Annotated in this window: 15 protein-coding genes, 1 tRNA gene and 1 pseudogene; 5 read left to right on the top strand and 12 right to left on the bottom strand. The window is 31.3% G+C overall.

Translation table 11 applies throughout. The features are described 5' to 3' along the window. Positions 1-2: 2 nt before the first annotated feature. The 4 genes from Q0352_RS04835 to Q0352_RS04820 are packed head-to-tail and all read right to left on the bottom strand — an operon-like array spanning position 3 to position 6,614. The gene (locus Q0352_RS04835) at positions 3-524 is read right to left on the bottom strand and encodes a DUF3341 domain-containing protein (RefSeq protein WP_299524444.1); all 522 of its coding nucleotides are present in this window, start codon (positions 522-524) and stop codon (positions 3-5) included. After that, entirely contained in the window at positions 517-1,908 is a 1,392-nt protein-coding gene (gene nrfD / locus Q0352_RS04830) for an NrfD/PsrC family molybdoenzyme membrane anchor subunit (protein WP_299524441.1), read from the bottom strand. Before nrfD ends, Q0352_RS04835 begins: the two co-directional genes overlap by 8 nt. Before the next feature lie 36 nt (positions 1,909-1,944). Continuing rightward, a complete protein-coding gene (locus tag Q0352_RS04825) occupies positions 1,945-5,010 on the bottom strand; it encodes a TAT-variant-translocated molybdopterin oxidoreductase (RefSeq protein ID WP_299524438.1) in 3,066 nt (1,021 codons plus the stop codon). A gap of 32 nt (positions 5,011-5,042) precedes the next feature. After that, positions 5,043-6,614, bottom strand: a complete 1,572-nt coding sequence (locus Q0352_RS04820; RefSeq protein ID WP_299524435.1) for a c-type cytochrome — start codon at positions 6,612-6,614, stop codon at positions 5,043-5,045. 218 nt (positions 6,615-6,832) lie between these two features. Between Q0352_RS04820 and Q0352_RS04815 the strand changes: the two genes are divergently transcribed. Continuing rightward, positions 6,833-7,207 carry an SPOR domain-containing protein gene (locus Q0352_RS04815; RefSeq protein ID WP_299524432.1) on the top strand — a complete coding sequence of 125 codons (375 nt, stop codon included), beginning with the start codon at positions 6,833-6,835 and terminating at the stop codon, positions 7,205-7,207. 62 nt (positions 7,208-7,269) lie between these two features. Here the strand turns inward: Q0352_RS04815 and infB are convergent, their stop codons facing one another. The 3 genes from infB to rimP are packed head-to-tail and all read right to left on the bottom strand — an operon-like array spanning position 7,270 to position 11,920. Then, on the bottom strand, positions 7,270-10,143 hold the full coding sequence (infB, locus tag Q0352_RS04810) for a translation initiation factor IF-2 (protein ID WP_299524429.1): 2,874 nt from the start codon (positions 10,141-10,143) through the stop codon (positions 7,270-7,272). A gap of 40 nt (positions 10,144-10,183) precedes the next feature. Beyond that, on the bottom strand, positions 10,184-11,443 hold the full coding sequence (gene nusA / locus Q0352_RS04805) for a transcription termination factor NusA (RefSeq protein ID WP_299524426.1): 1,260 nt from the start codon (positions 11,441-11,443) through the stop codon (positions 10,184-10,186). Positions 11,444-11,455: 12 nt separating this feature from the next. Beyond that, on the bottom strand, positions 11,456-11,920 hold the full coding sequence (gene rimP, locus Q0352_RS04800) for a ribosome assembly cofactor RimP (protein WP_299524423.1): 465 nt from the start codon (positions 11,918-11,920) through the stop codon (positions 11,456-11,458). 168 nt (positions 11,921-12,088) lie between these two features. Here rimP and Q0352_RS04795 point away from each other — a divergent pair, with 168 nt between their 5' ends. After that, positions 12,089-12,919 carry a universal stress protein gene (locus tag Q0352_RS04795; RefSeq protein WP_299524420.1) on the top strand — a complete coding sequence of 277 codons (831 nt, stop codon included), beginning with the start codon at positions 12,089-12,091 and terminating at the stop codon, positions 12,917-12,919. Between the two features lie 248 nt (positions 12,920-13,167). Then, entirely contained in the window at positions 13,168-14,673 is a 1,506-nt protein-coding gene (locus Q0352_RS04790; RefSeq protein WP_299524417.1) for a glutamine synthetase family protein, read from the top strand. A gap of 176 nt (positions 14,674-14,849) precedes the next feature. Here Q0352_RS04790 and Q0352_RS04785 read toward each other — a convergent pair. Then, positions 14,850-14,920 (bottom strand) — tRNA-Gln (locus tag Q0352_RS04785). A 170-nt stretch (positions 14,921-15,090) separates the two neighbouring features. Between Q0352_RS04785 and Q0352_RS04780 the strand changes: the two genes are divergently transcribed. Further along, positions 15,091-18,180, top strand: coding sequence for a DUF2723 domain-containing protein (locus tag Q0352_RS04780; protein WP_299524414.1), 3,090 nt, complete (start codon positions 15,091-15,093; stop codon positions 18,178-18,180). 93 nt (positions 18,181-18,273) lie between these two features. Beyond that, complete coding sequence (locus tag Q0352_RS04775) at positions 18,274-18,942, top strand: polysaccharide deacetylase family protein (protein ID WP_299524411.1); 669 nt, start codon at positions 18,274-18,276, stop codon at positions 18,940-18,942. On the opposite strand, the gene Q0352_RS04770 is transcribed toward Q0352_RS04775, so the two are convergent. From Q0352_RS04770 to Q0352_RS04755, 4 genes and pseudogenes are all read right to left on the bottom strand, one after another. After that, positions 18,905-19,201, bottom strand: coding sequence for a co-chaperone YbbN (locus tag Q0352_RS04770; protein WP_299524408.1), 297 nt, complete (start codon positions 19,199-19,201; stop codon positions 18,905-18,907). The two genes, Q0352_RS04775 and Q0352_RS04770, sit on opposite strands and share 38 nt — an antisense overlap. A gap of 85 nt (positions 19,202-19,286) precedes the next feature. Then, a complete protein-coding gene (locus Q0352_RS04765; protein WP_299524405.1) occupies positions 19,287-20,498 on the bottom strand; it encodes a metallophosphoesterase in 1,212 nt (403 codons plus the stop codon). Positions 20,499-20,618: 120 nt separating this feature from the next. Further along, positions 20,619-21,005, bottom strand: coding sequence for an HU family DNA-binding protein (locus Q0352_RS04760; RefSeq protein ID WP_299524403.1), 387 nt, complete (start codon positions 21,003-21,005; stop codon positions 20,619-20,621). Between the two features lie 324 nt (positions 21,006-21,329). Beyond that, positions 21,330-22,337, bottom strand: a pseudogene (locus Q0352_RS04755) (hypothetical protein); the annotation flags it as partial.

The raw sequence follows: 22,337 nt of genomic DNA, 5'->3' as shown, positions 1-22,337 counted from the left end.
AACTACTTTTCAGTTACTTTAATTTCAACTGTTCCTGTTTTTTCTAAAAACGAAACTAATTCAGCTTCATTTCCTTCCACAGAAACTTCCATAACAAACATATCATCCGTTGTTCTTGGGTCTGGGTTTTCAGCTTCTTTAAATGGCCATAATTTACTACGCATATAAAATGTTATTACCATTAAATGTGCTGCAAAAAACACTGTCATTTCAAACATTATAGGCACAAATGCTGGCATATTTTGTATGAATGAAAAACTTGGCTTACCACCAATATCTTGTGGCCATTGTTCGATCATCATATAGTTCATCATCCAAATAGAAAATACAAAACCTATACAACCATAAATAAAAGCTGTAATTGCAATTCGTGTACCTTTTAATCCCATGGCTTTGTCTAAACCATGAACAGGAAATGGTGTATAAACTTCTTGAATGTGATGATTTGCTGCGCGTACTTCTTTTACGGCATCCATAAGGATATCATCATCATTATACATTGCTTGTATTACTTTATTACTCATGATTTCCGTCTCTTAATTTTTTAAACTGTTCACCTGATGACTTCAAAATAGATTTAACCTCTGCTTGTGCAATTACTGGAAATGTTCTTGCGTATAATAAAAACAACACAAAGAAGAAACCAATGGTTCCCACATAAATTCCAATATCTACAAATGTTGGTGAGAACATTGTCCAAGATGATGGTAGATAATCTCTATGTAATGATGTTACAATAATTACAAATCTTTCAAACCACATTCCAATGTTTACAACTATTGAAATAAAGAATGAGAACATAATACTTGTTCTTAATCTTTTAGACCACATAAATTGTGGAGAGAACACATTACAACTCATCATTAATAAATAAGCCCACCAATATGGTCCGGTTGCTCTATTTAAAAATGCATATTGTTCATATTCAACACCTGAATACCAAGCTATAAACAATTCTGTTATATAAGCACAACCAACTATTGAACCTGTAATCATAATTACAATGTTCATTAATTCAATATGTTGTACTGTAATATAAGCTTCCAAGTTTGACACTTTCCTCATTATAATTAACAAGGTGTTTACCATTGCAAATCCTGAGAATACCGCTCCTGCAACAAAATAAGGAGGGAAAATTGTAGTATGCCATCCTGGAATTACTGATGTAGCAAAATCAAATGATACAATTGTATGAACCGAAAGTACTAATGGTGTTGCCAAACCTGCTAACACTAATGAAACTTCTTCAAAACGTTGCCAGTCTTTAGCTCTACCGCTCCAACCAAAACTTAATAAGCTGTATATTTTCTTCTGAAATGGTCTAACTGCTCTATCACGTAACATTGCAAAATCTGGTAATAAACCTGTCCACCAGAAAACTAATGAAACTGATAAATATGTTGAAATCGCGAAAACATCCCATAATAATGGAGAGTTAAAGTTAGTCCAAAGTGTACCAAATTGATTTGGAAGTGGTAATACAAAATGTGCATTCCAAACACGCCCCATATGTATTACTGGGAATAAACCTGCTTGCACAACAGAAAAAATTGTCATTGCTTCAGCAGAACGGTTAATACCCATTCTCCATTTTTGACGGAATAATAAAAGTACTGCGGAAATAAGTGTACCGGCGTGACCAATACCTACCCACCATACAAAGTTGGTAATATCCCAAGCCCAACCTACGGTCTTATTCAATCCCCAAACTCCAATTCCTGTTCCAATAGTGTATATAATTGACCCAACTCCCCAAAGGAAAGCTACTAGTGCAATTATAAATGCTGTCCACCATAATTTATTTGCTTTACCTTCAACAGGAGCTGCTACTTCAACTGTAATATCGTGGTAGCTTTTATCTCCAACAATTAAAGGTCTTCTTATAGGTGCTTCGTAATGAGACGACATAATTCTTATTTAATTATTATCTATTAATATTATTTTTTATGCTTCTTCCGTATTTCTCACTTTTACATGATAAACCACGTTTGGTTTTATACCAATATGTTCCAATAAATGATAAGCTCTTTTATCTTCAGTTAAGCTTGTAATTGTATCTTCTTTATGATTGACATCTCCAAATATCATAGCACCAGTGCTACAAGCATTAGAACAAGCCGTTTCAAATTCATTTGTATTAACTGGTCTGCCTTCTTTCTTAGCTTTTAAGATCGTAGCTTGTGTCATTTGAATACACATTGAGCATTTTTCCATAACTCCACGTGAACGAACAGTAACATCTGGATTTAACACCATTTTACCTAAATCATCATTCATATTATAGTCAAACTGATCATTTTCTGGGTATTCAAACCAGTTAAATCTACGTACTTTATAAGGACAGTTATTTGCGCAGTAACGTGTTCCTACACATCTGTTATAAGCCATTTGATTTTGACCTTGGCGACCGTGAGAAGTTGCAGCAACTGGACAAACTGTTTCACAAGGTGCCTTATTACAGTGTTGACACATTACAGGTTGAAAAGCAACTGAAGGGTTTTCTGATGGATCTTCTAAATCAGACATTGTGTTTTTATATCCAAGAACTCCTGTACCATTTTCTTTTGTTTCAACATCACCTGCAAAATCTTCTTCGTGAGAATAGTAACGGTCAATTCTTAACCAGTGCATATCTCTTGATCTTCTAATTTCATCCTTCCCTACAACTGGAACATTATTTTCAGCGTGACAAGCTATAACACAAGCTCCACATCCTGTACAAGCATTTAAATCTATTGAAAGATTAAAATGATGCCCTAAAGTTCTATCAAAAGATTCCCATAAATCAACTGTTGATGCTTCAACTTCATTATGATCTAAAGAAACAACAGGAACTTTATTCCACGTCTTTCTTGAATCTAATGAATGATCGTTGTATGTATCTAACGTAGTTTCCTTAATAATATCACCTCTACCCATTAAGGTATTATGCAATTGTACGCAAGCAAATTCGTGCTCACCTTCAACTACTTTTAAAATAACATCAGCTTGAAAATTATTAAAGTTTTTATAAAATTGGTAAGCATTCTTACCTGTTTTCATTTCATCTTTCAACCCTTGAGTACGTCCATAACCTAATGCCAAACCTAAAGAACCTTTTGCTTGACCTGGTTGAATTAATACGGGTAAAGTTTCTGTAACTCCATTTGAAGTAATTTCTACTAAACTACCATTTAAAGCTCCGTTTGCAACATTTTTATTTATTACTCCCAGTGCTTCAGCATCTGCTTTAGACATTGTTAAGTAGTTATCCCAAGAAGTTCTTGTAATTGGATCTGGAAATTCTTGTAACCATGGGTTATTCGCCATTTGACCATCTCCCAAACCAACTTTAGTGTATAAAGCTAATTCGAAATCGCTTCCAGTTATTTTTGACAATTCTGAAGCAGCTCCATCAACATTAACTTCTAAAGGAGAAACTTCAGAAGAAATCTCTGAAATATAAACACCATCATGTAATGCGTTATTCCAAGAAGTACCATTTAATACATCTGTATTCCAAGAATCTTTTAGGAATTCATAATAAGTTGTTGTACTACCAGTCCAAGTTAATAATTCATCTTGAAACTGACGTGTATTAAACAATGGTTTAATTGTTGGTTGCATTAAGCTATAGTGTCCTTTTTTGATAAGAACATCTCCCCAAGCTTCTAAATAATGAGGAGTCGCTAATGCATATTGAACAGCGTTTGCTGTTTCATTATCTTGCATTGAAAATGCAACTGACAATTTTACTTTTTTCAAGCCTTCAACAAATTCAGTTGAATTTGGTAAAGAATATACTGGGTTTGAGTTGTTAATAATTACAGCTCCAATTTTACCAGCATTCATATCCGCAATTAACTTCGTAACATCAGCATCATTACCGTGCCTTACATTTTTAGTCGCGACAACATCAATAACTTCACTGTTAATATGATTATTTATTGCTAATGCAAGTAACTGTGCATTTTTATCTTGAATACCCGTTAAAATAACAGCTTTACTTCCTGCTTTTTGAATTTGAGCAGCAGCTTTTTGAATTGCATCATTTAAAGGAGTTGCTTCTCTTGTAGAAATTCCTTTTACAACTGCTTGGTATAATTTTATAAGTGCTAAATTTTGTTCAGATGGTTTTACTATAACACGTTTATCAGCATTTGCACCTGATAACGTCATATTTGATTCTATCTGAATATGATGAGACATTTTCCCTTGCTTTGGAACACGTCCTTTTGCATAACCAGCATCGAAACCTCCTCCTTGCCAATCTCCTAAGAAATCTGCTCCAATAGAAACAATAACATCCGCTTTTTCTAAATCGTAATCTGGCAATGCTCTTGTACCATACATTTCTTCAAAAGCATCTAAAGCAGATGATTCAGAAACTGCATCATATACTACATGATTTACATTACCGAAAGTCTCATTAAATTTATTTATTAATTTCTTGGTAGAAGGACTAACACAAGTACCTGTTAAAATTGCAATTGGTAAACCAGCTTCTTTAACTTCATTAAGTTTTGTAATTATTTGACTATCTGCATCTGTCCAAGAAATTTCAGCACCATTTGTTTTAGGTGATTTTAAACGAAGACTATCATATAATGATAATACAGAAGCTTGCACACGTGCATTTGTTTTTCCGTTAGCTTCTTTATTTGGTTCAATTTTAATTGGACGTCCTTCTCTAACTTTTACCAATACATTTGCAAAATCAAAACCATCAGCCATAGTTGTTGCATAATATTCAGCAACCCCAGGAATTATATCGTCTGGTTTAATTACATAAGGAATTGATTTAACTACTGGACCTTCACAAGCCGCTAATGAAGCCGCTGCTGTTGTAAATCCTACATACTTTAAAAAGTCTCTACGTGATGTTGATGAGGTTTCTAGGTTGTTTTTATTCCCTAAAAATTCATCTGTTGGAATTTCTTCAACAAACTCGTTTTGTCTTAACGTATCAACAATAGAACTATTTTCGTTTAGCTCTTCAACACTTTTCCAGTATTTTTTGTTTGATGCCATTTTATATCTTGTTATTTACTTCGTAATTAATATTAATAGTGGCATTTACCACATTCTAAACCTCCCATTTGAGCTGCAGTCACTTTTTCTACACCATACTGTTTAGCTAACTGATCGTGAATGTTTTTATAGTATCCACTTTCTGTTAAATCTACTTCTGTTTCTCTATGGCAAGTTATACACCAATCCATTGTAAGTGGTGAAAATTGATACATATCGTGCATTTCTTCAACAGGTCCATGACAAGTTTGACATTCAACTCCAGCCACAGTTACGTGTTGAGAGTGATTATAGTATGCAAAATCAGCTAAATTATGAATCCTAATCCATTCAATTGGTTTTTCAACAGCACCTTCTTTATATTGAAGATTGTCTTTATCCCACCCCACAGCATCATATATTTTTTGAATTTCATTATCTAAGTCTTCTTTAGTATAATCTCCAAATAACTCTCCATTATATTCTGTAATTGATTTATGACAGTTCATACAAACATTTGCAGATGGTATACCTGAAGTTTTACTGTTTTTTGCTGAAGAATGACAATATTGACAATCTATTTTATTATCACCAGCGTGCACAGCGTGAGAAAAAGCAATTGGTTGAATTGGTTGATATCCTTCGTTGACATCTATTTGCATTAACCATCCAAACAGCAACCAAGCTCCTAATAATAAGAAAAATAGTATTGCTAAGAAACGTAAGAAAGGATTAAAAATCAATGTTTTTAACATACTTCCCGTAGACTCTTCATCTTCAACTACTTTTTTAGCAGTTGTAGCAGTTACAATTAACCACAATAATAAAAATGCTAAAATTGTGACACCAAGGGTTGGTAAAACTCCAAAACCTGGTTTATTGAAAATTTCTTCATCTTTACTTGAAGTTACAGCTGTAACAGCAACTTCTTTTGCATCGCCAACTTCAAAGTACTTTAATAAATCATTTAAATCTTCATCTGAAAGCTGAGGAAATGGTGTCATTGCAATTGCAGAATATTCAGATGCTTTTTTTGCCAGTTTATCTCCTGTAGCAATTAACGCATTGTTATCTTTAATCCAAAGTTTAAGCCATTCAGCTTCATACTTATCTCCAATCTTAAAAAGTTCAGGACCTAATAATTTACCTTCCATCTTGTGACAAGCTGCACAGTTGGTCTTAAAAAGTTCCTTTCCTCTTGCAACTCCCGGATCTACTTCTTGAACTGCAACAGCTGTTTTTTGAGCTACTGGTTCACCCTTTGTATACTCTAATACATCAATAATATCTTGATCAGACAATTGAGGATTAGCTATCATTGGCAATTTATTGTTTTCTTCAAAAACCTGAATTGCTAGTTTATCACCTGACTTAATCATTCCCGGACTATCTTTAATCCAAGAAATTAACCATTCTTGTTCTCTTTTATCCGTAATCCCTTTTAAAGCAGGTCCTACTAATTTTTTATCTAATTTATGACAAGCCGCACAGGTAGATTTGAAGATTTTCTCTCCATTTGCTACATCTGCTTCTTGAGCTGATAAATTAAGTGAGAATAATAAAAGGAAAACAAGACTATTAACGACTAATCTTGATAATTGACTGTGTAATTTCACACTTTTCATACTTAAAAAAAATATTTTCTTCTTGTTTGGTACAATATTTTCATTTAAAAATATATGACTTAAGTCATTTTTTAAAGGATTTGACAAAAGTACCATTTAAATGTAAACATCAAAATGTTATAATTGTGTTAAATCTAATTTATATTCATTCTAAATAACACACATGTGTATAGAAATTTAAAGTAAAACTATAAATTTGAAGAAAATTTAAAAATAATATGACAATTTCATTAAAAAAAATATATTTCACTGCATTTTTAGCACTTTTAGTTGGAACTATAAGTTCATATTCACAGAGTGAAAATGAAAAAATTAATAATTTAATTGAGCAAAAAAGAAATTTTAATAAAAAAAATAAAAGCTCTATCGTATATAAAATTCAACTTTATAATGGGTATGAAACAGAAGCCTACAAAATTAAACGCAATTTTGAAGCTTCTTTCCCCGAATACAAAACTTTTATTGACGCATCAAAACAACCAGATTGGAAAACTCAAGTTGGTAATTTTAATACGCGAATAGAAGCGGATAGGGTTTTGATTATTATTAAAGATAAATTTTCAGGAGCTATAGTTTTGGAAGATAAAATTTAGCGATTTTTATCCATAAAAAAAGCGTGCAAATTGCACGCTTTTTTTATGAGTATTAATATGTATTAGTTTCTTTTAAGTTTCTTTTTAACTTCAACTTCATGGTAAGCTTCAATTACGTCGCCAATTTCAATATCATTAAAGTTTTTAATTTGAATACCACAATCGTATCCTTTTGCAACTTCTTTTGCATCATCTTTAAAACGTTTTAATGCTGATAATTCACCTGAATGGATTACCACACTATCTCTTATAATTCTAATTTTAGAAGATCTTAATATTTTACCACTTACAACCATACAACCAGCGATATTTCCAACTTTAGAAATTTTATAAATTTCTCTAATTTCAACATTACCTATTACCTCCTCTTTAATCTCGGCAGATAACATTCCCTCCATTGCATCACGTAAATCATTAATAGCATTATAGATAATAGAATATGTTCTAACATCAATTTCTTCATTATCAGCTAATAATCTTGCATTTCCAGATGGTCTTACATTAAATCCAATAATAATTGCATCAGAAGCAGAAGCTAGTAATACATCAGATTCTGTAATTGCTCCAACTCCTTTATGTATAATGTTTACTTGAATTTCATCTGTAGAAAGTTTTTGGAAAGAATCAGTTAAAGCTTCAACAGAACCATCAACATCTCCTTTTAAAATAATGTTTAATTCTTTAAAGTCTCCTAATGCTATTCTACGTCCAATTTCATCTAAAGTAATATGACGTTGTGTTCTTACAGATTGCTCACGTTGTAATTGTGCACGTTTGGTTGCAATTTGTTTTGCTTCTTTTTCATCTTCAAAAATATGAAATTTATCTCCCGCTTGTGGAGCACCATCTAAACCAAGTATTGAAACTGGTGTTGAAGGTTTTGCTTGACTCATATTATTTCCACGTTCATCAAACATAGCTTTTACTTTACCGCTATGCTTTCCAGCTAACATATAATCTCCAATTTTTAATGTTCCTTCTTGAACCAAAATTGTAGAAACATATCCACGACCTTTATCTAATAAAGCTTCCACAACTGTACCAACTGCACGCTTGTTTGGGTTTGCTTTTAAATCTAACATTTCCGCTTCTAACAGTACTTTTTCAAGTAATTCATCTACACCATCACCAGTTTTTGCAGAAATATTATGCGATTGTATTTTACCTCCCCAATCTTCAACCAATAAATTCATAGCTGAAAGTTGCTCTTTAATTTTATCTGGATTAGCTGTTGGCTTATCAATTTTATTTATTGCAAAAACAATTGGAACACTTGCTGCTTGTGCGTGGCTAATTGCTTCTTTTGTTTGTGGCATGATATCATCATCCGCAGCTATTACAATAATTACAATATCAGCAACTTGTCCTCCACGAGCACGCATTGCTGTAAAAGCTTCGTGACCTGGTGTATCTAAAAATGCTATTCTTTGACCACTTTTTAATTCAACTCCATAAGCTCCAATGTGCTGCGTAATACCTCCTGATTCACCAGCTATTACATTTTCTTCACGTATATAATCAAGTAATGATGTTTTACCGTGATCAACATGACCCATTATTGTAATAATTGGCGCTCTAGTTTCTAATTCTTCGGCAGTATCTTTATGTTCTTCAATAGATTCTTCTACTTCAGCTCCTACGAAATCAACCGTATAATCAAATTCTTCTGCTACTATTACAATGGTTTCTGCATCTAAACGTTGATTCATAGTCACCATCATTCCCAAGGACATACAAGTAGAAATGATATTTGTAACAGGAATATTCATCATTGTTGCAATTTCACTAACCGTAACAAACTCAGTTACTTTTAGAACTTTACTTTCGAATGCTTGTAATTCTTGATTTATATCAGATTGCTCTCTATGTTGCTCTCTTTTATCTCTTCTATATTTTGCTCCTTTTCCTTTTTTAGATTTTCCCTGTAGCTTTTCTAAAGTTTCTCTAACTTGTTTTTGTACATCTGCTTCGGTTGGTTCAACTTTTACGAGTTGTTTTCTTGCTCCAGCAGCAGGTCTTACAGGTCCTCTAGGCTGTCTTTGTCCAGGAGCACCAGGTTTTCTTGGATTGAGTGGTTGAGCTTTTTTAACTATTCTTCTTCTTTTCTTTTTGTTTGCATCAGCTTCAGCTTGTTTTTTAACAACAGCTTCTGGCTTTTTCTTTTTAGGTCTTTCAAACTGTTTTAAGTCAATTGTTTTACCTGTAAAATTAGGCCCACTTAATTTTTTATATTGAGTTTCAATTGTTTGAGTTCCTGGTTCTGCTTCTTTATCTTCTTCTTTAGCCACATCACTAATAATGCCCTTAATAGGTTCTTTAGTAGCCTCTTTTATTTTTTCTGAAGGAACTTCTTTTGCAGTTTCTTTAACAGCTATCTTTGGACGCTCAACTGTTTTTTTAGTTGGAACTTCTTCAATAACTTTTGGCTTATCCTTCTCAACTTTTGGAGCTACAACTTTTGGTTCTTCAACTTTAACTTTTTCAACTGGTTTTGGTTTGTCAACCACTACCTGCTGTTTTTCTTCAACTTCAACCGTTTTTGGTTCTTCTTTCTTTTGCTTAATAACTTCTTCTTTTTTTGGCTCGATATCTATTTTACCAACAGTTTTAACCTCTAATCTTTCAGCTTTGGCTTTAACGACAACTCTTTTTGCTTCTTCTTCAAGGCGTTTTTGCTCGAGTTTTTCATCAAGAGCAATTTTAATTGCTTCTTTCTCCTTTCGCTTTTCTTCACCTACCTCTTTTGAAGCTACCTTTTTACTTTTATCAGTTTGAAAACCGTCCAATAGTATTTTGTATTCTTCATTAGATATTTTAGTTGTTGGTCTTGCTTCTATTTCAAAACCACTATGAGCTAAATGCTCAACAGCTCTATCTAACGAAATGTTTAATTCTCGTAATACTTTGTTTAGTCTCAATGTTTTGTCGTCAGCCATATAATTAATTTTAAGCCTATTATTGTTGAATTTTCAGAAATTAATCCTCGAATTCTTCTCTTAATATTTTTTGAACTTCTAAAATAGTTTCTTCTTCTAAATCAGTTCTTTTTAAAAGTTCTATTACGTCTTTTTCTAATACACTTCTTGCTGTATCTAGACCAATTTTATTGAATTCTTGGATTACCCAAGCCTCAATTACGTCAGAAAATTCTGTTAATTCAACATCATCCTCTGCTTGTACACCTTCTCTTTGAACGTCTAATTCGTAACCTGTTAATTGTGATGCTAAACGAATATTTACTCCGTTTTTCCCAATAGCTTTTGATACTTCTTCAGGTAATAAAAATACATCCACACGTCCTTTTTTACCATCTTCCCTGCCTTCTTCTTCATGAATTACCATGGATACTACTTTTGCAGGACTTAATGCTCTTGCTATAAAAAGCTGTGTGTTTTTAGTGTAATTAAGCACATCAATATTTTCGTTTCCTAATTCACGTACAATTCCATGAATACGAGATCCTTTCATACCAACACATGCTCCTACTGGATCAATTCTATCATCGTAAGAATCTACAGCTACTTTTGCTTTTTCACCAGGTATTCTTGCAACTTTTTCAATGGTAATTAAACCATCAAAAACTTCAGGAATTTCTTGTTCAAATAATTTAACTAAAAATTCAGGTGCTGTTCTTGATAATATAATTACTGGTTTATTACCTCTTAATTCAACCGATTTAATAATACCACGTACTGAATCACCTTTTCTAAAGTAATCTGAACGAATTTGCTCACTTTTTGGTAAAACAATTTCGTTTCCATCATCATCTAACAAAATTATCGCGTTATGACGAATATGATGAACTTCTGCACTATAAATATCACCTTCTAATTCTTTAAAATGCTTAAAGGTATTTGTGCTATCATGTTCATATATTTTTGAAATTAAATTTTGACGTAAAGCTAAAATTGCTCTTCTACCAAGATCTATTAATTTCACTTCTTCTGACACATCTTCTCCAATTTCAAAATCTGGTTCAATTTTTCGAGCTTCAGAAAGTTCAATTTCTTCGTTATCATCTTCTGACATTCCATCAGCTACAACAATTCTGTTTCTCCAAATTTCTAAATCCCCTTTATCTGGATTAATAATGATATCAAAGTTATCATCAGATCCAAATTTTCTTTTTAAAGCTGCTCTAAAAACCTCTTCAAGTATCGCCATTAGCGTTACTCTATCTATATCTTTATCTCCTTTAAACTCTGAAAATGACTCAATTAATGCTAAATTTTCCATGCATTCTCTAAATTAAAATATTATTTTCACTTTTGCTTCTAATATATCTTCAAACTGTATTACTTCGTTCTTAACTACAGTTATTTTTCCTTTTCCTATTGGTTTTGGCTCTCGTGCTTTCCATTCTAACTCTATATTAGTATCCGTTACACTTTTAAGCTGCCCTTGAATATTTTTGTTATCTCGTAACTTTACATCCAAAATACGATTGATGTTTTTTATATACTGCCTTTTAACTTTTAATGGGTTAGCAACATCAGGAGAGGTTACTTCTAATGAAAAATCTTCCTCTTCTCTATCTAAATTTTGTTCAATTTCTCGACTAATTCTAATACATTCTTTTAATGTAACTCCATTATCGCCATCAACTTCAACATAAATTTTGTTGTCAGCTAAAAATTTTAATTCTATCAAAAATAACTCTTTATTTTCTTCAAGAGCATCGTTTAATAAACCTATTACTTTTCCTTTATCCATTATAGTAGTATAAAAAGAGGGGACTTATTGTCCCCTCCTATCCTTCTAAATTATCCTAATTCGGTGCAAATATACTAACAATTTTTTAAATGATAAAAATTCATTCTTCTTTTTAATTTAAAATTATTAACTTTACATCTCATATAATATTATTTACATTAAATTTCTATGAAAAATATCTTAGTTCCCATTGATTTTTCTGACCAAGCAAAATATGCTGCTAAGGTTGCAACTGACATAGCCAAAGTTACAAATTCGAAAATATTTTTATTACATATGCTCGAGTTACCAACTGGTGTTGTTGACCCATCTAGTTTTGGAAATTCTAACAATGCTCCAACTACTTTGTTATTTTTAAAACGAGCTCATGAAAAATTTGAGGATTTTAAAAAATTACCTTTTTTTGATGGCATAGAAATTGAAGATTCAGTACAGTTTCATAAGGCTTATGACGGTATTATAGATGAGAGTAAAAAACAATCTATAGACTTAATAGTTATGGGATCTAAAGGTACTTCTGGACTTGAAGAAATGTTGGTTGGTTCAAATACAGAAAAAGTTGTTAGAAATTCTGATGTACCTGTTTTAGTTGTAAAGAGTGAAGTTGACAAATTTAAAATTGAAAATATTGTTTTTGCTTCTAATTTTGAACAAAAAAGCAAAGTAGCTTTTCAAAAAATATTAAGTTTCGCATCTCTTTTTCATGCTCGATTACATTTACTTAAAATAAATACAATTCATAATTTTGAAACAACAAAAGAATCTAGTGACGCCATTAGAAATTTCATAAATGAATTTGATTTAGGTGATTATACGTTAAACATTTACAATGATGTTTCTGTTGAATTAGGTATTTTAAACTTTTCAAATGTAATTGACGCTGATGTAATTTTATTAAATACAAGCGGAAGAAGAGGTTTAGCTCACTTATTTACTGGAAGTTTAGGTGAAGATTTAGCAAATCATGCTAAATTGCCTGTAATTACTTTTAAAATATAAAGTTTTAAAAAATTAATCATTAAAATCTTAAATTCATTTTAATTTAGGTGAATTCTTATTTTCATTCTCTAAAATTATTCTAATCAAAAAGGAGCAGTTTTATGCTGTAATCTTATTTCCATTTATATGGTAGAATACCATAAGTAGTTGCATATATTTTACTGATATTTACTTCAAAAGGTGATATATTTGTTAACGTTTTTTTAAAGAAAACGATTTAGAATTTAACAATAGAAAGAATACTTATAATGAGAGATTTAGAAATATTAATGAACCCAAATAAACTGGTTAAACATCTTAAAAAACCAGCTCGAGAATTCACAAAATACGATATTATTAAATTTATTGATGACCATCATATTGAAATGTTGAATTTTAGATATGTAGGTGAAGATGGAAAACTGAAAACCTTAAATTTTGTTATTACCAGTAAAGATTATCTTGAATCAATATTATCAACTGGAGAGCGCGTAGATGGCTCAAGTTTATTTTCTTATATAGATGCAGATTTTAGTGATTTATATGTTATTCCAAGATTTAGAACTGCTTTTGTAAATCCGTTTACAGAACACCCAACTTTAGATATTCTTTGTTCATTTTACATTAAAGGAGGACAACCTCTTGAAAGTGCTCCTGAATATATTTTAAAGAAAGCTTCAACTCAATTTACAAAAGATACTGGCTATACTTTTAAAGCGATGGGGGAATTAGAATACTATATCATTAGTGAAAAAAATGATTTATATCCTTCTAAAGATCAAAGAGGTTATCATGAAGCCTCACCTTTTACAAATTGGGAAAATCTTAGAACAGAAGCTTTACTAACTATTGCCCAATGTGGTGGTAAAATTAAATATGGTCATTCTGAAGTAGGTAATTTCACTACTGACACCCAAATGTATGAACAACATGAAATTGAATTCACACCTGTTGATGCTGAAGAAGCAGTTGAACAATTGATTGTTTCTAAATGGATACTTAGAATGCTAGGTCAAAAACATGGGGTTACAATTAGTTTTGCCCCTAAAATTACAGTCGGCAAAGCTGGAAGTGGTCTACATATACACATGATGCTTGAAAAAGACGGCATAAACTACATGAACGATGACGTTGGTTTAACTGATATTGCTAAGAAATTTATGGCTGGGATCTTAGATAAAGCACGATCTATCACTGCATTTGGCAATTCATTACCAACATCATACCTAAGACTTGTTCCGCATCAAGAAGCACCAACAATGGTTTGCTGGGGAGATAGTAATAGATCAGTTCTTATTAGAGTTCCACTTGGTTGGATTGCAAAAACAAATATGATTAAAGATGCCAATCCACAAGAAAGAGGTGATGTTCCATATATACCAGGAAAACAAACTGTTGAACTTAGATCTCCAGATGGATCAGCCGATTTATACCATTTAATGGCTGCAATGATAATGGCTGCTAAAGAAGGTATTTTAGCCGAAGATTCTTTAGAAAAGGCAAACAAAATGTATGTGAACGTTAATATTTTTAATGATGAACATAAAGCATTATATAACTCTTTAAATAGCCTACCTACTTCATGTTACGAATCTGCTGAATGTTTAGAAAAAGACAGTAGCTTCTATCAAAAAGATGGTGTTTTCCCTGAAGGAACAATAAATGGCTTTGTTAAAAGATTAAAAAGTTTTAATGACAAGGATATGAATGAGCGTTTATTTAACAAGCCCGAAGAAATTAAAAAAATAGTAGACCAATATATACACCATATGTAGTTTCTACTTTTACAATAGTTTATTAATTTAAGTGAAAATCATAGCTACTACTTGTGTAGTTAAATAGAAAAAGAGCCGATTAGGCTCTTTTTCTATTTAATACTTCAAAATAACTTTGCTATAAAAAACAAATCCCTCTAAACATTTAAGTTTAAAGGGATTATTAATTTCTCTAGTTGACCTACAAGGACTCGAACCTTGACTGACGATACCAAAAACCGGAGTGCTACCATTACACCATAGGTCAATTTAAGGCTGCAAATTTAATGTAAAGTTTTAAAACAGCAAATAAATATTTGTTTTTTTTTAATAAATCAAATTTAACAACACTTTAATACTTTATTCCCGTTCCATATCAATCTAAGTTTCAATATTTAAGTTTAATTTTACTAAATTCGCCTCAATAAAAAATTTTTTATGAATTCATTTAATTTTTCAAAATGGAACACCATTCTTGGTTGGGCCACTTTCGCAATTGCATTAGTTACGTACACGTTAACTCTTGAGCCTACAGTTAGTTACTGGGATTGTGGAGAATACATTTCTACTGCTGTAAAACTAGAAGTTGGGCATCCGCCTGGAGCTCCTTTGTTTCAAATGTTAGGCGCTTTTTTCGCAATGTTTACCACTGAAGTTACTGAAATAGCTAAAATGGTAAACTTTATGTCGGCTTTAGCAAGTGCTTTTACAATCTTATTTATGTTTTGGACTATAACTGCTCTAGCTAAAAGATTGCTGAAAAATTCATCTGAATTAGCAAAAAGTACATCAATTGCAATTTTAGGAAGCGGACTTGTTGGTGCATTAACCTATACATTTTCTGATAGCTTTTGGTACAGCGCAGTTGAAGGTGAAGTATATGCAATGTCTTCATTTTTAATGGCCTTATTGTTTTGGCTAGGATTACGTTGGGAAACTGAGATGGACAAACCTCAAGGAAATAAATGGCTATTATTAATTAGTTTTGTAGTTGGTTTATCATTTGGTGTTCATATTTTATCATTATTAGTAATACCATCTATTGTATTTTTATACATCTATAAAAAGTACACAAACTTAACTCCTAAACAGTTTATTATTGCTAATGTAGTTTCTATATTAGTTTTAGTATTTGTGTTTAAAATGTTATTTCCATATACCTTAAAATATTTTAGTGCGTTAGAATTATTTTTTGTGAATTCAATAGGATTGCCTTTTAACTCTGGAAGTATTATTGCCTTCTTACTCTTAATTGCTGCTTTTTACTTCGGACTAAATTATACTCATAAAAAAAACAAGGTTGGTGCTAACACGCTAATTCTTTCGGTATTATTTATTATGATTGGATTTTCAAGTTGGTTAATGTTGCCTATTAGAGCAAATGCAAACACCACTATTAATGAAAATAATCCGTCAAGTGCAAGAGAATTATTAGCGTATTATGACAGAGAACAATATGGTGATGCTAATGTTTTTTATGATACATATTATTCACTGATTTACAATAGAGATGCTGATAGTGAAAACCCAACAAGAGATGATAAGCCAAAATACGAAAAAGACGAAAAAACCAACAAATATGTAATTGTAAATAATTATAAAGACGCTTTACCTAATTGGAGTAGTAAGCACAAAGGTTTTATTCCAAGAATGGTAAGTACTGATGCTGGTGTAATTAGAAACTATAAATCTATTGCTGGTATACCTCAAAGTAGTAAACGTAGACCCACTTTTATTGAAAACATAAAATTTATGGTCGATTTTCAATTTGGATATATGTATGGAAGATATTTTATGTGGAATTTTGTTGGAAGACAAAATGATGAGCAAGGAAATCTCGATTTACAAAATGGAAATTGGTTAAGCGGTATTTCGTTTATTGATGAATTACGCTTAGGAACTCAAGACAACTTACCTTCTGATGTTAAAAATAATAAAGGGCGAAATACTTACTATTTCCTTCCTTTAATTTTAGGAATTATTGGGCTTGTTTTTCAACTAAAAAATAATAAAAACGATTTTTATACGCTACTCCTATTCTTTGCATTTACAGGGTTAGCCATTATATTTTATACCAACCCAAAACCATTTGAACCAAGAGAACGGGATTATGCCGTTGTAGGATCCTTCTATATTTTTGCCATTTGGGTAGGTTTTGGTGTACTCGCATTATTTGAATACTTAAAAAATTATGCAAATAAAAACTCAATAGCTATAGCCGTTACACTAGTTTCATTAGTAGCTGTACCAACATTAATGGCTTTTGAAAATTGGGACGATCATGATAGATCTAATCGTTATACTTCTCACTTAAACGCAAAAGCCTATTTAGATTCTTGTGCTGAAAATGCTATACTATTTACTATTGGAGATAATGATACTTTCCCTTTGTGGTATATGCAAGAAGTAGAAAATTACAGAACTGATATGAAATTGGTGAACACCAGTCTTTTTCAAACCGATTGGTATATAGATCAAATGAAACGAAAAACATACTTAGCAGACCCTATTCCTTCTCAATTAACGCACGATAAATACAAGGTAGGCTCACTAGATGTTGCTTATTACTTTGAACAAATTTTCCCTCAACTAAAAGACTCTATTGTTGATATTAATTATTTTATGAAATGGATTGAAAGTGATAAAGAAGTTACTTTTTACGATTTAGATGATGATGGAATTAATGAAAAAGTATTACCAACAAATAAAATTAGAATTCCAGTAGATAAAGAAACTGTTTTAAGAAATGGTGTTGTAGCAGAAAAAGATGCTCATTTAATTGTTCCTTATATTGATATTGAAGTTTCAAGTGCACTTTCTAAAAATAGGATTTTAATGCTTGATATTTTAGCCAACAATAATTGGGAAAAACCAATATATTTTACTGGTGGAGCACAAGCAGCTGAAGAATATATTTGGTTAAAAGATTATTTACAATTAGATGGAATGGCTTACCGATTAGTACCAATTAGAACTCCAGATGAAGGAAACTTCTTTGAAATGGGCCGTATAAATACTGATATTATGTACAAAAACGTGAAGAATTGGGATTGGAGAAACATCACTGATGATAATATCTATTTAGACCCTGAAACGCGTAAAAATTCAGTCTCGTACCGAAATAATATGGAGCGATTGGCAAAAGCTTTAATTAATGAAGATCAATTAGAAAAAGCTGAAGAAATTTTAGACATTTCTTTAGAAAAAATGCCAGTACATAAATTTGGACATTATAGTATGTTAATTGCTTATATAGATTTATACTATCGTTTAGATAAAAATGAAAAAGCTAGAAAATTAGCTTCCGAATTAAAAAAGGCATTACAAGAAAATTTGACCTATTATAGTCAATTTGATGAGTCCGAAATTGAAAGTGTTTTCACCGAAGTTGAACGTAGTTTATTAATGTACGACCAAATTGTTAAAACCGCAATTCGTTTTGATGATGAAGCGTACGCTACTTCAATTAAAGATGAATATGTTGACTACTTAAAACTATTTGAGTTTTTAATGAGCGATGAAGAATAAATAAATGAAACGAGCATACTAAAAGCTTATCTCCTAGGGTAATGATTATTAGCGAACAACATGTGACAATTAAAAAACAATAAATAAAATCACATGAAACCTTATTTTGTAAAAACTCCAAGCCTTGTTAAATTTCTTTTTAGAAATTGGGTTTGGAGTTTTTCTAAAAAAGAAAAGGCAATTTATTTAACTTTTGATGACGGTCCTACTCCTGAAATTACAGCATGGACATTAGAGCAATTAAATAAATACAATGCTAAAGCTACTTTTTTTTGTATTGGAAAAAACATAGAACAACACCCTGAAATTTTCCACAAAATAGTTAAGAATAACCACTCAATAGGTAATCATACCCATAACCATTTAAAAGGTATTAAAACAACAACAGCTGATTATTTGGATAATATTAATAAAGCCGAATTAGCCTTTCATAAAAACTCAAAACTAGAAACTCAAAGCTTAAAATTATTCAGACCTCCTTATGGAAAATTACGCTTTTCACAATCGAGAAAAATAAGAAAAAAAGGTTATAAAATTATAATGTGGGACGTTTTAAGTGCCGACTTTGACACTAAAATAACCAACAAAAAATGTTTAGAAAACGTAATTAAAAATACTGAAAACGGCAGTATTATTGTTTTTCATGACAGTGTTAAAGCAAGTGAAAAATTACAATTTGTATTACCAAAAATATTAGAATATTATTCTGAAAAAGGATTTGTATTTAAACGTATTGCTCTACCAAACTTATTAAAGTATTAGCATCTTGCGCTCCTGACTGTCGCCATTTCATTTCACCATCTTTATAAATTATAAAAGTTGGGTTTCCTTTAATTCTCAACGCATTTGCTAGTGTTTCGTTTTTTTCAATATCAATTTTAATAACTTTTGCTTTATCACCCAAAGCGGCTGCTACGTTTCTTAAAACACTATGTACATCATTGTTGTCCTCTTCCCAATCAGCAAAAAAGTCTATTAAAACAGGAATATCTGAACTAATTAATTCTCCAAATTTTGTCATAATTTTAAAATCTTTTCAAACAATAATAAAAAAATAAAACCTACTATACTTACAAATGTAACATTTTAATTTGAAAAATGGTTACCTACTTCTTTTTCAAAGTAATTACGCTTATTTCAGGCCAAATCCCCACTCTTCCAGGGAAGGCTAAAAACCCAAATCCTCTATTCACATTTATATAACGATTAAAGTTTGTATAGATACCTGCCCACTGCTTGTATATATATTGTACAGGGCTCCATTTAAAACCTGGAATTTCAATTCCAAACTGCATTCCGTGGGTATGACCGCTTAAAGTAAGTTGGTAATTATTTGCATGATTTTTTACTTCATTTTCCCAATGTGAAGGGTCATGACTCATTAATATTTTAAAATCTTCTTTACTTATTTTTGAAGAAGCTAGGTTTAAATCACCCGCTTTTTTAAATCGGGTCCCCCAGTTTTCAACGCCTATTAAAGCTATTTTATCGCTACCCTTTTCCAAATAAACGCTATCATTCAATAATAAATTAAAGCCTATTTTTGGGTGAATCTCTTTAATTGCTTGAAAATTTTGTTCTTTTTCTTCTGAAGTTTTCCATTGCACATATTCACCATAATCATGATTTCCCAATACTGAAAACTTTCCTAATGGTGCTTTTAATGATTTAAATAACGAAATCCAAGGATTCATTTCATTAGCTGTGTTATTTACCAAATCACCGGTAAATAAAATAACATCAGACGATTGCTCATTTATCAAATCAATCCCTACACCTATTTTTTCAGCATCATCAAAGCTACCACTATGAATATCGGATATATGAGTGATTTTAAAACCCTCAAAACTTTTAGGTAAATCCTCAAAAAATAAGGTGTGGTTTAGTACTTGGTAATTGTATTTACCGCGCGCCATTCCATATAAAACCGATGCGAATGGAATTGCGGCTAAACCAAGTGCCACTTTGCTTACAAACTCACGTCTATCCGCTAAAAAAGTGGTTGATTTTGAATTAACAAAATAATTAAAACCACCATTTGAAATTCTAAAAATATCTTCGCCAAACATAATTATTAGTGCAATTACTTTGGGAACCATAGATAAAATCAACAATCCAAAAGCAAACATAACCGATTGTGGCATGCCTTTTGAATTGTTAAAAGTAGTGAGTTGGTAAATCACATTTAACAAAACAGCTATAGAAAATAACCAATAAAAAACAACAACAAATTTATTTTTAGTACTCGTTTTTACACTTTGAAAAGCATAAAAATCAATAAAAAGTACAAATGCAATAAAAATTATCCATCTCATCATAAAAACAAATCTAATTGTATTTTATGAGTATTAAACTTCAAAAGAAATATTTAAGATGTTTTTAACAACTTTTTTAAACTACTATTTTAGATAAATGCATTTAACAATAGATGAAAAGAATTATTTTTCCTTCTCTATATAAATAGATTTCTTTAACTTATTTTTCATGTTTTTAGAAGGCTGGTAGTTTAAAATAAATTTTTGAATGCTTTGTTTAGATAATAATTTCGGATCAGGTTTAGCAGTACCTTTTATCCCCAATTTAAACCTACCTAAATCACCTAAGTCTACCGTATAGCCTTGTTCTAAACTATCCTGTAGTTTATTCCCTAAGGCTTTTACCACTCCTACCACATCACTTTCAGTTAAGGTACATTGGTGGCTAATATCATAACATACTTTTTCTAAGTCAATTACTCCTTTAGTAACTGCTTGCATAATATACTGGGTCTCCTCAGGATTTTTTATATTGTTTTTTCTTTTGGTAATACGATAATTTAAAGCCATAGCATTTTTTTATATTCATAAAATTTAAGTAACTGATTTATCTCTTCTAATAACTTTAAAAAAAATTGTTTATTAAAGCAACCGTATTTGTTTATTAAATGTACTTTATTACTTCGTAATTTTGCAAAAAGTTATATAAAAATATAAAAAAAGTTATACAACTTTCTATCGAAAGTTATATAACTTTAATTTTAAAGTTACCCATAAATATTATTGATTGTTTTAAGCTATCTAATGTATTGTAAATAAGCTATTTGTAAGCCATTTTAAAGATACTTTTTTTAAGTGTTCTTAATTCATTTTTTAAAATTTTTTATTAACAACTTATTTTGAAAATGTTTCTCTACTGCCAACAGTATCTATTTGAAAATGGAAATCTAGTGATAATAGTCCTGCATCATTAGTGTATGTATCGGCTGAATTACCTGAATTCCTCCATAAACGGCATATTAATATACTTGAAATCTTTTTATCCGTTCCATCTAAACCAACACCACCTACTGTTAAACCTGTAATCAAGTGTGTTCTTTGTGTAAAAGGGCCAGTTTCTACAGCTGTACTAGTAGTTATTGCAGGAAAAACTTGTGGAGTTATTGGATTATAATTTACCCAGGTATAATCAAGATTCCATTCAACGTCACCAGATTCAGAAGCATTTGGTGTCCAATGTAAATGTGGATAAATAGTAGTTCCTTCTTTATAACTATGTGGCAATTGAACTTGAAAACTTAAAGATTCCAAACCTTTTGCGTCACGAAAATACCAAATTTGAGGACCGCTAGATTCTCCTGGAAACCAATCAAGAGAAGCTGAACTAGACCCTTTATCCATAGAAACTCTTAAATCATCCCAGACTTCTGCATTTCCCTCAAACATAAGAGTACCGTCGGCTTCAATTTTAGTGTCATTACCACCGGCAATATCTCCAATTTTTGTAACTCCTGCTTTGTCTATAGTCATTCTTTCAACTGAGGCATCTCCAGCAACATTTGCCGTTGAAAAATGTATTTTATCTTCATCGGGAGTTTGCTCTACTTCAATTTTTGTATCGCCATCGGCATCAACAATTTTATCAGGTGCACCCGTTGCTAATTCAACCCAAGCACCACTGTAAAACCAAAAACTTGAAGAAGTTGTATCAAATACTAAAAGCCCTTCTACTCCGGCTATCAGTTCTCTTTGAACAGTTGTCATTCTGGGTATTAAAACACCTTTAGCTGTAGATTGTATATCTAACATTGATGATGAGTTTGGAGTATCAGTTCCAATACCAACTTGGGCCATTGCGTTTACTGTAATAAAAAATAATATTATTAAAATAAAAAATAGATA

It is taken from the genome of uncultured Lutibacter sp., assembly GCF_937891065.1.
Classification (GTDB): Bacteria; Bacteroidota; Bacteroidia; order Flavobacteriales; family Flavobacteriaceae; genus Lutibacter.
Note: the sequence above shows the minus strand (reverse complement) of the source record. Positions and strands in the feature narration are given on the sequence as shown.

What these genes read in the sequence shown, in the direction of transcription:
- Q0352_RS04835 (WP_299524444.1), bottom strand. Translation starts at nt 524, where the DNA reads ATGAGTAATAAAGTAATACAAGCAATGTATAATGATGATGATATCCTT.
- nrfD (WP_299524441.1), bottom strand. Translation starts at nt 1,908, where the DNA reads ATGTCGTCTCATTACGAAGCACCTATAAGAAGACCTTTAATTGTTGGA.
- Q0352_RS04825 (WP_299524438.1), bottom strand. Translation starts at nt 5,010, where the DNA reads ATGGCATCAAACAAAAAATACTGGAAAAGTGTTGAAGAGCTAAACGAA.
- Q0352_RS04820 (WP_299524435.1), bottom strand. Translation starts at nt 6,614, where the DNA reads ATGAAAAGTGTGAAATTACACAGTCAATTATCAAGATTAGTCGTTAAT.
- Q0352_RS04815 (WP_299524432.1), top strand. Translation starts at nt 6,833, where the DNA reads ATGACAATTTCATTAAAAAAAATATATTTCACTGCATTTTTAGCACTT.
- infB (WP_299524429.1), bottom strand. Translation starts at nt 10,143, where the DNA reads ATGGCTGACGACAAAACATTGAGACTAAACAAAGTATTACGAGAATTA.
- nusA (WP_299524426.1), bottom strand. Translation starts at nt 11,443, where the DNA reads ATGGAAAATTTAGCATTAATTGAGTCATTTTCAGAGTTTAAAGGAGAT.
- rimP (WP_299524423.1), bottom strand. Translation starts at nt 11,920, where the DNA reads ATGGATAAAGGAAAAGTAATAGGTTTATTAAACGATGCTCTTGAAGAA.
- Q0352_RS04795 (WP_299524420.1), top strand. Translation starts at nt 12,089, where the DNA reads ATGAAAAATATCTTAGTTCCCATTGATTTTTCTGACCAAGCAAAATAT.
- Q0352_RS04790 (WP_299524417.1), top strand. Translation starts at nt 13,168, where the DNA reads ATGAGAGATTTAGAAATATTAATGAACCCAAATAAACTGGTTAAACAT.
- Q0352_RS04780 (WP_299524414.1), top strand. Translation starts at nt 15,091, where the DNA reads ATGAATTCATTTAATTTTTCAAAATGGAACACCATTCTTGGTTGGGCC.
- Q0352_RS04775 (WP_299524411.1), top strand. Translation starts at nt 18,274, where the DNA reads ATGAAACCTTATTTTGTAAAAACTCCAAGCCTTGTTAAATTTCTTTTT.
- Q0352_RS04770 (WP_299524408.1), bottom strand. Translation starts at nt 19,201, where the DNA reads ATGACAAAATTTGGAGAATTAATTAGTTCAGATATTCCTGTTTTAATA.
- Q0352_RS04765 (WP_299524405.1), bottom strand. Translation starts at nt 20,498, where the DNA reads ATGATGAGATGGATAATTTTTATTGCATTTGTACTTTTTATTGATTTT.
- Q0352_RS04760 (WP_299524403.1), bottom strand. Translation starts at nt 21,005, where the DNA reads ATGGCTTTAAATTATCGTATTACCAAAAGAAAAAACAATATAAAAAAT.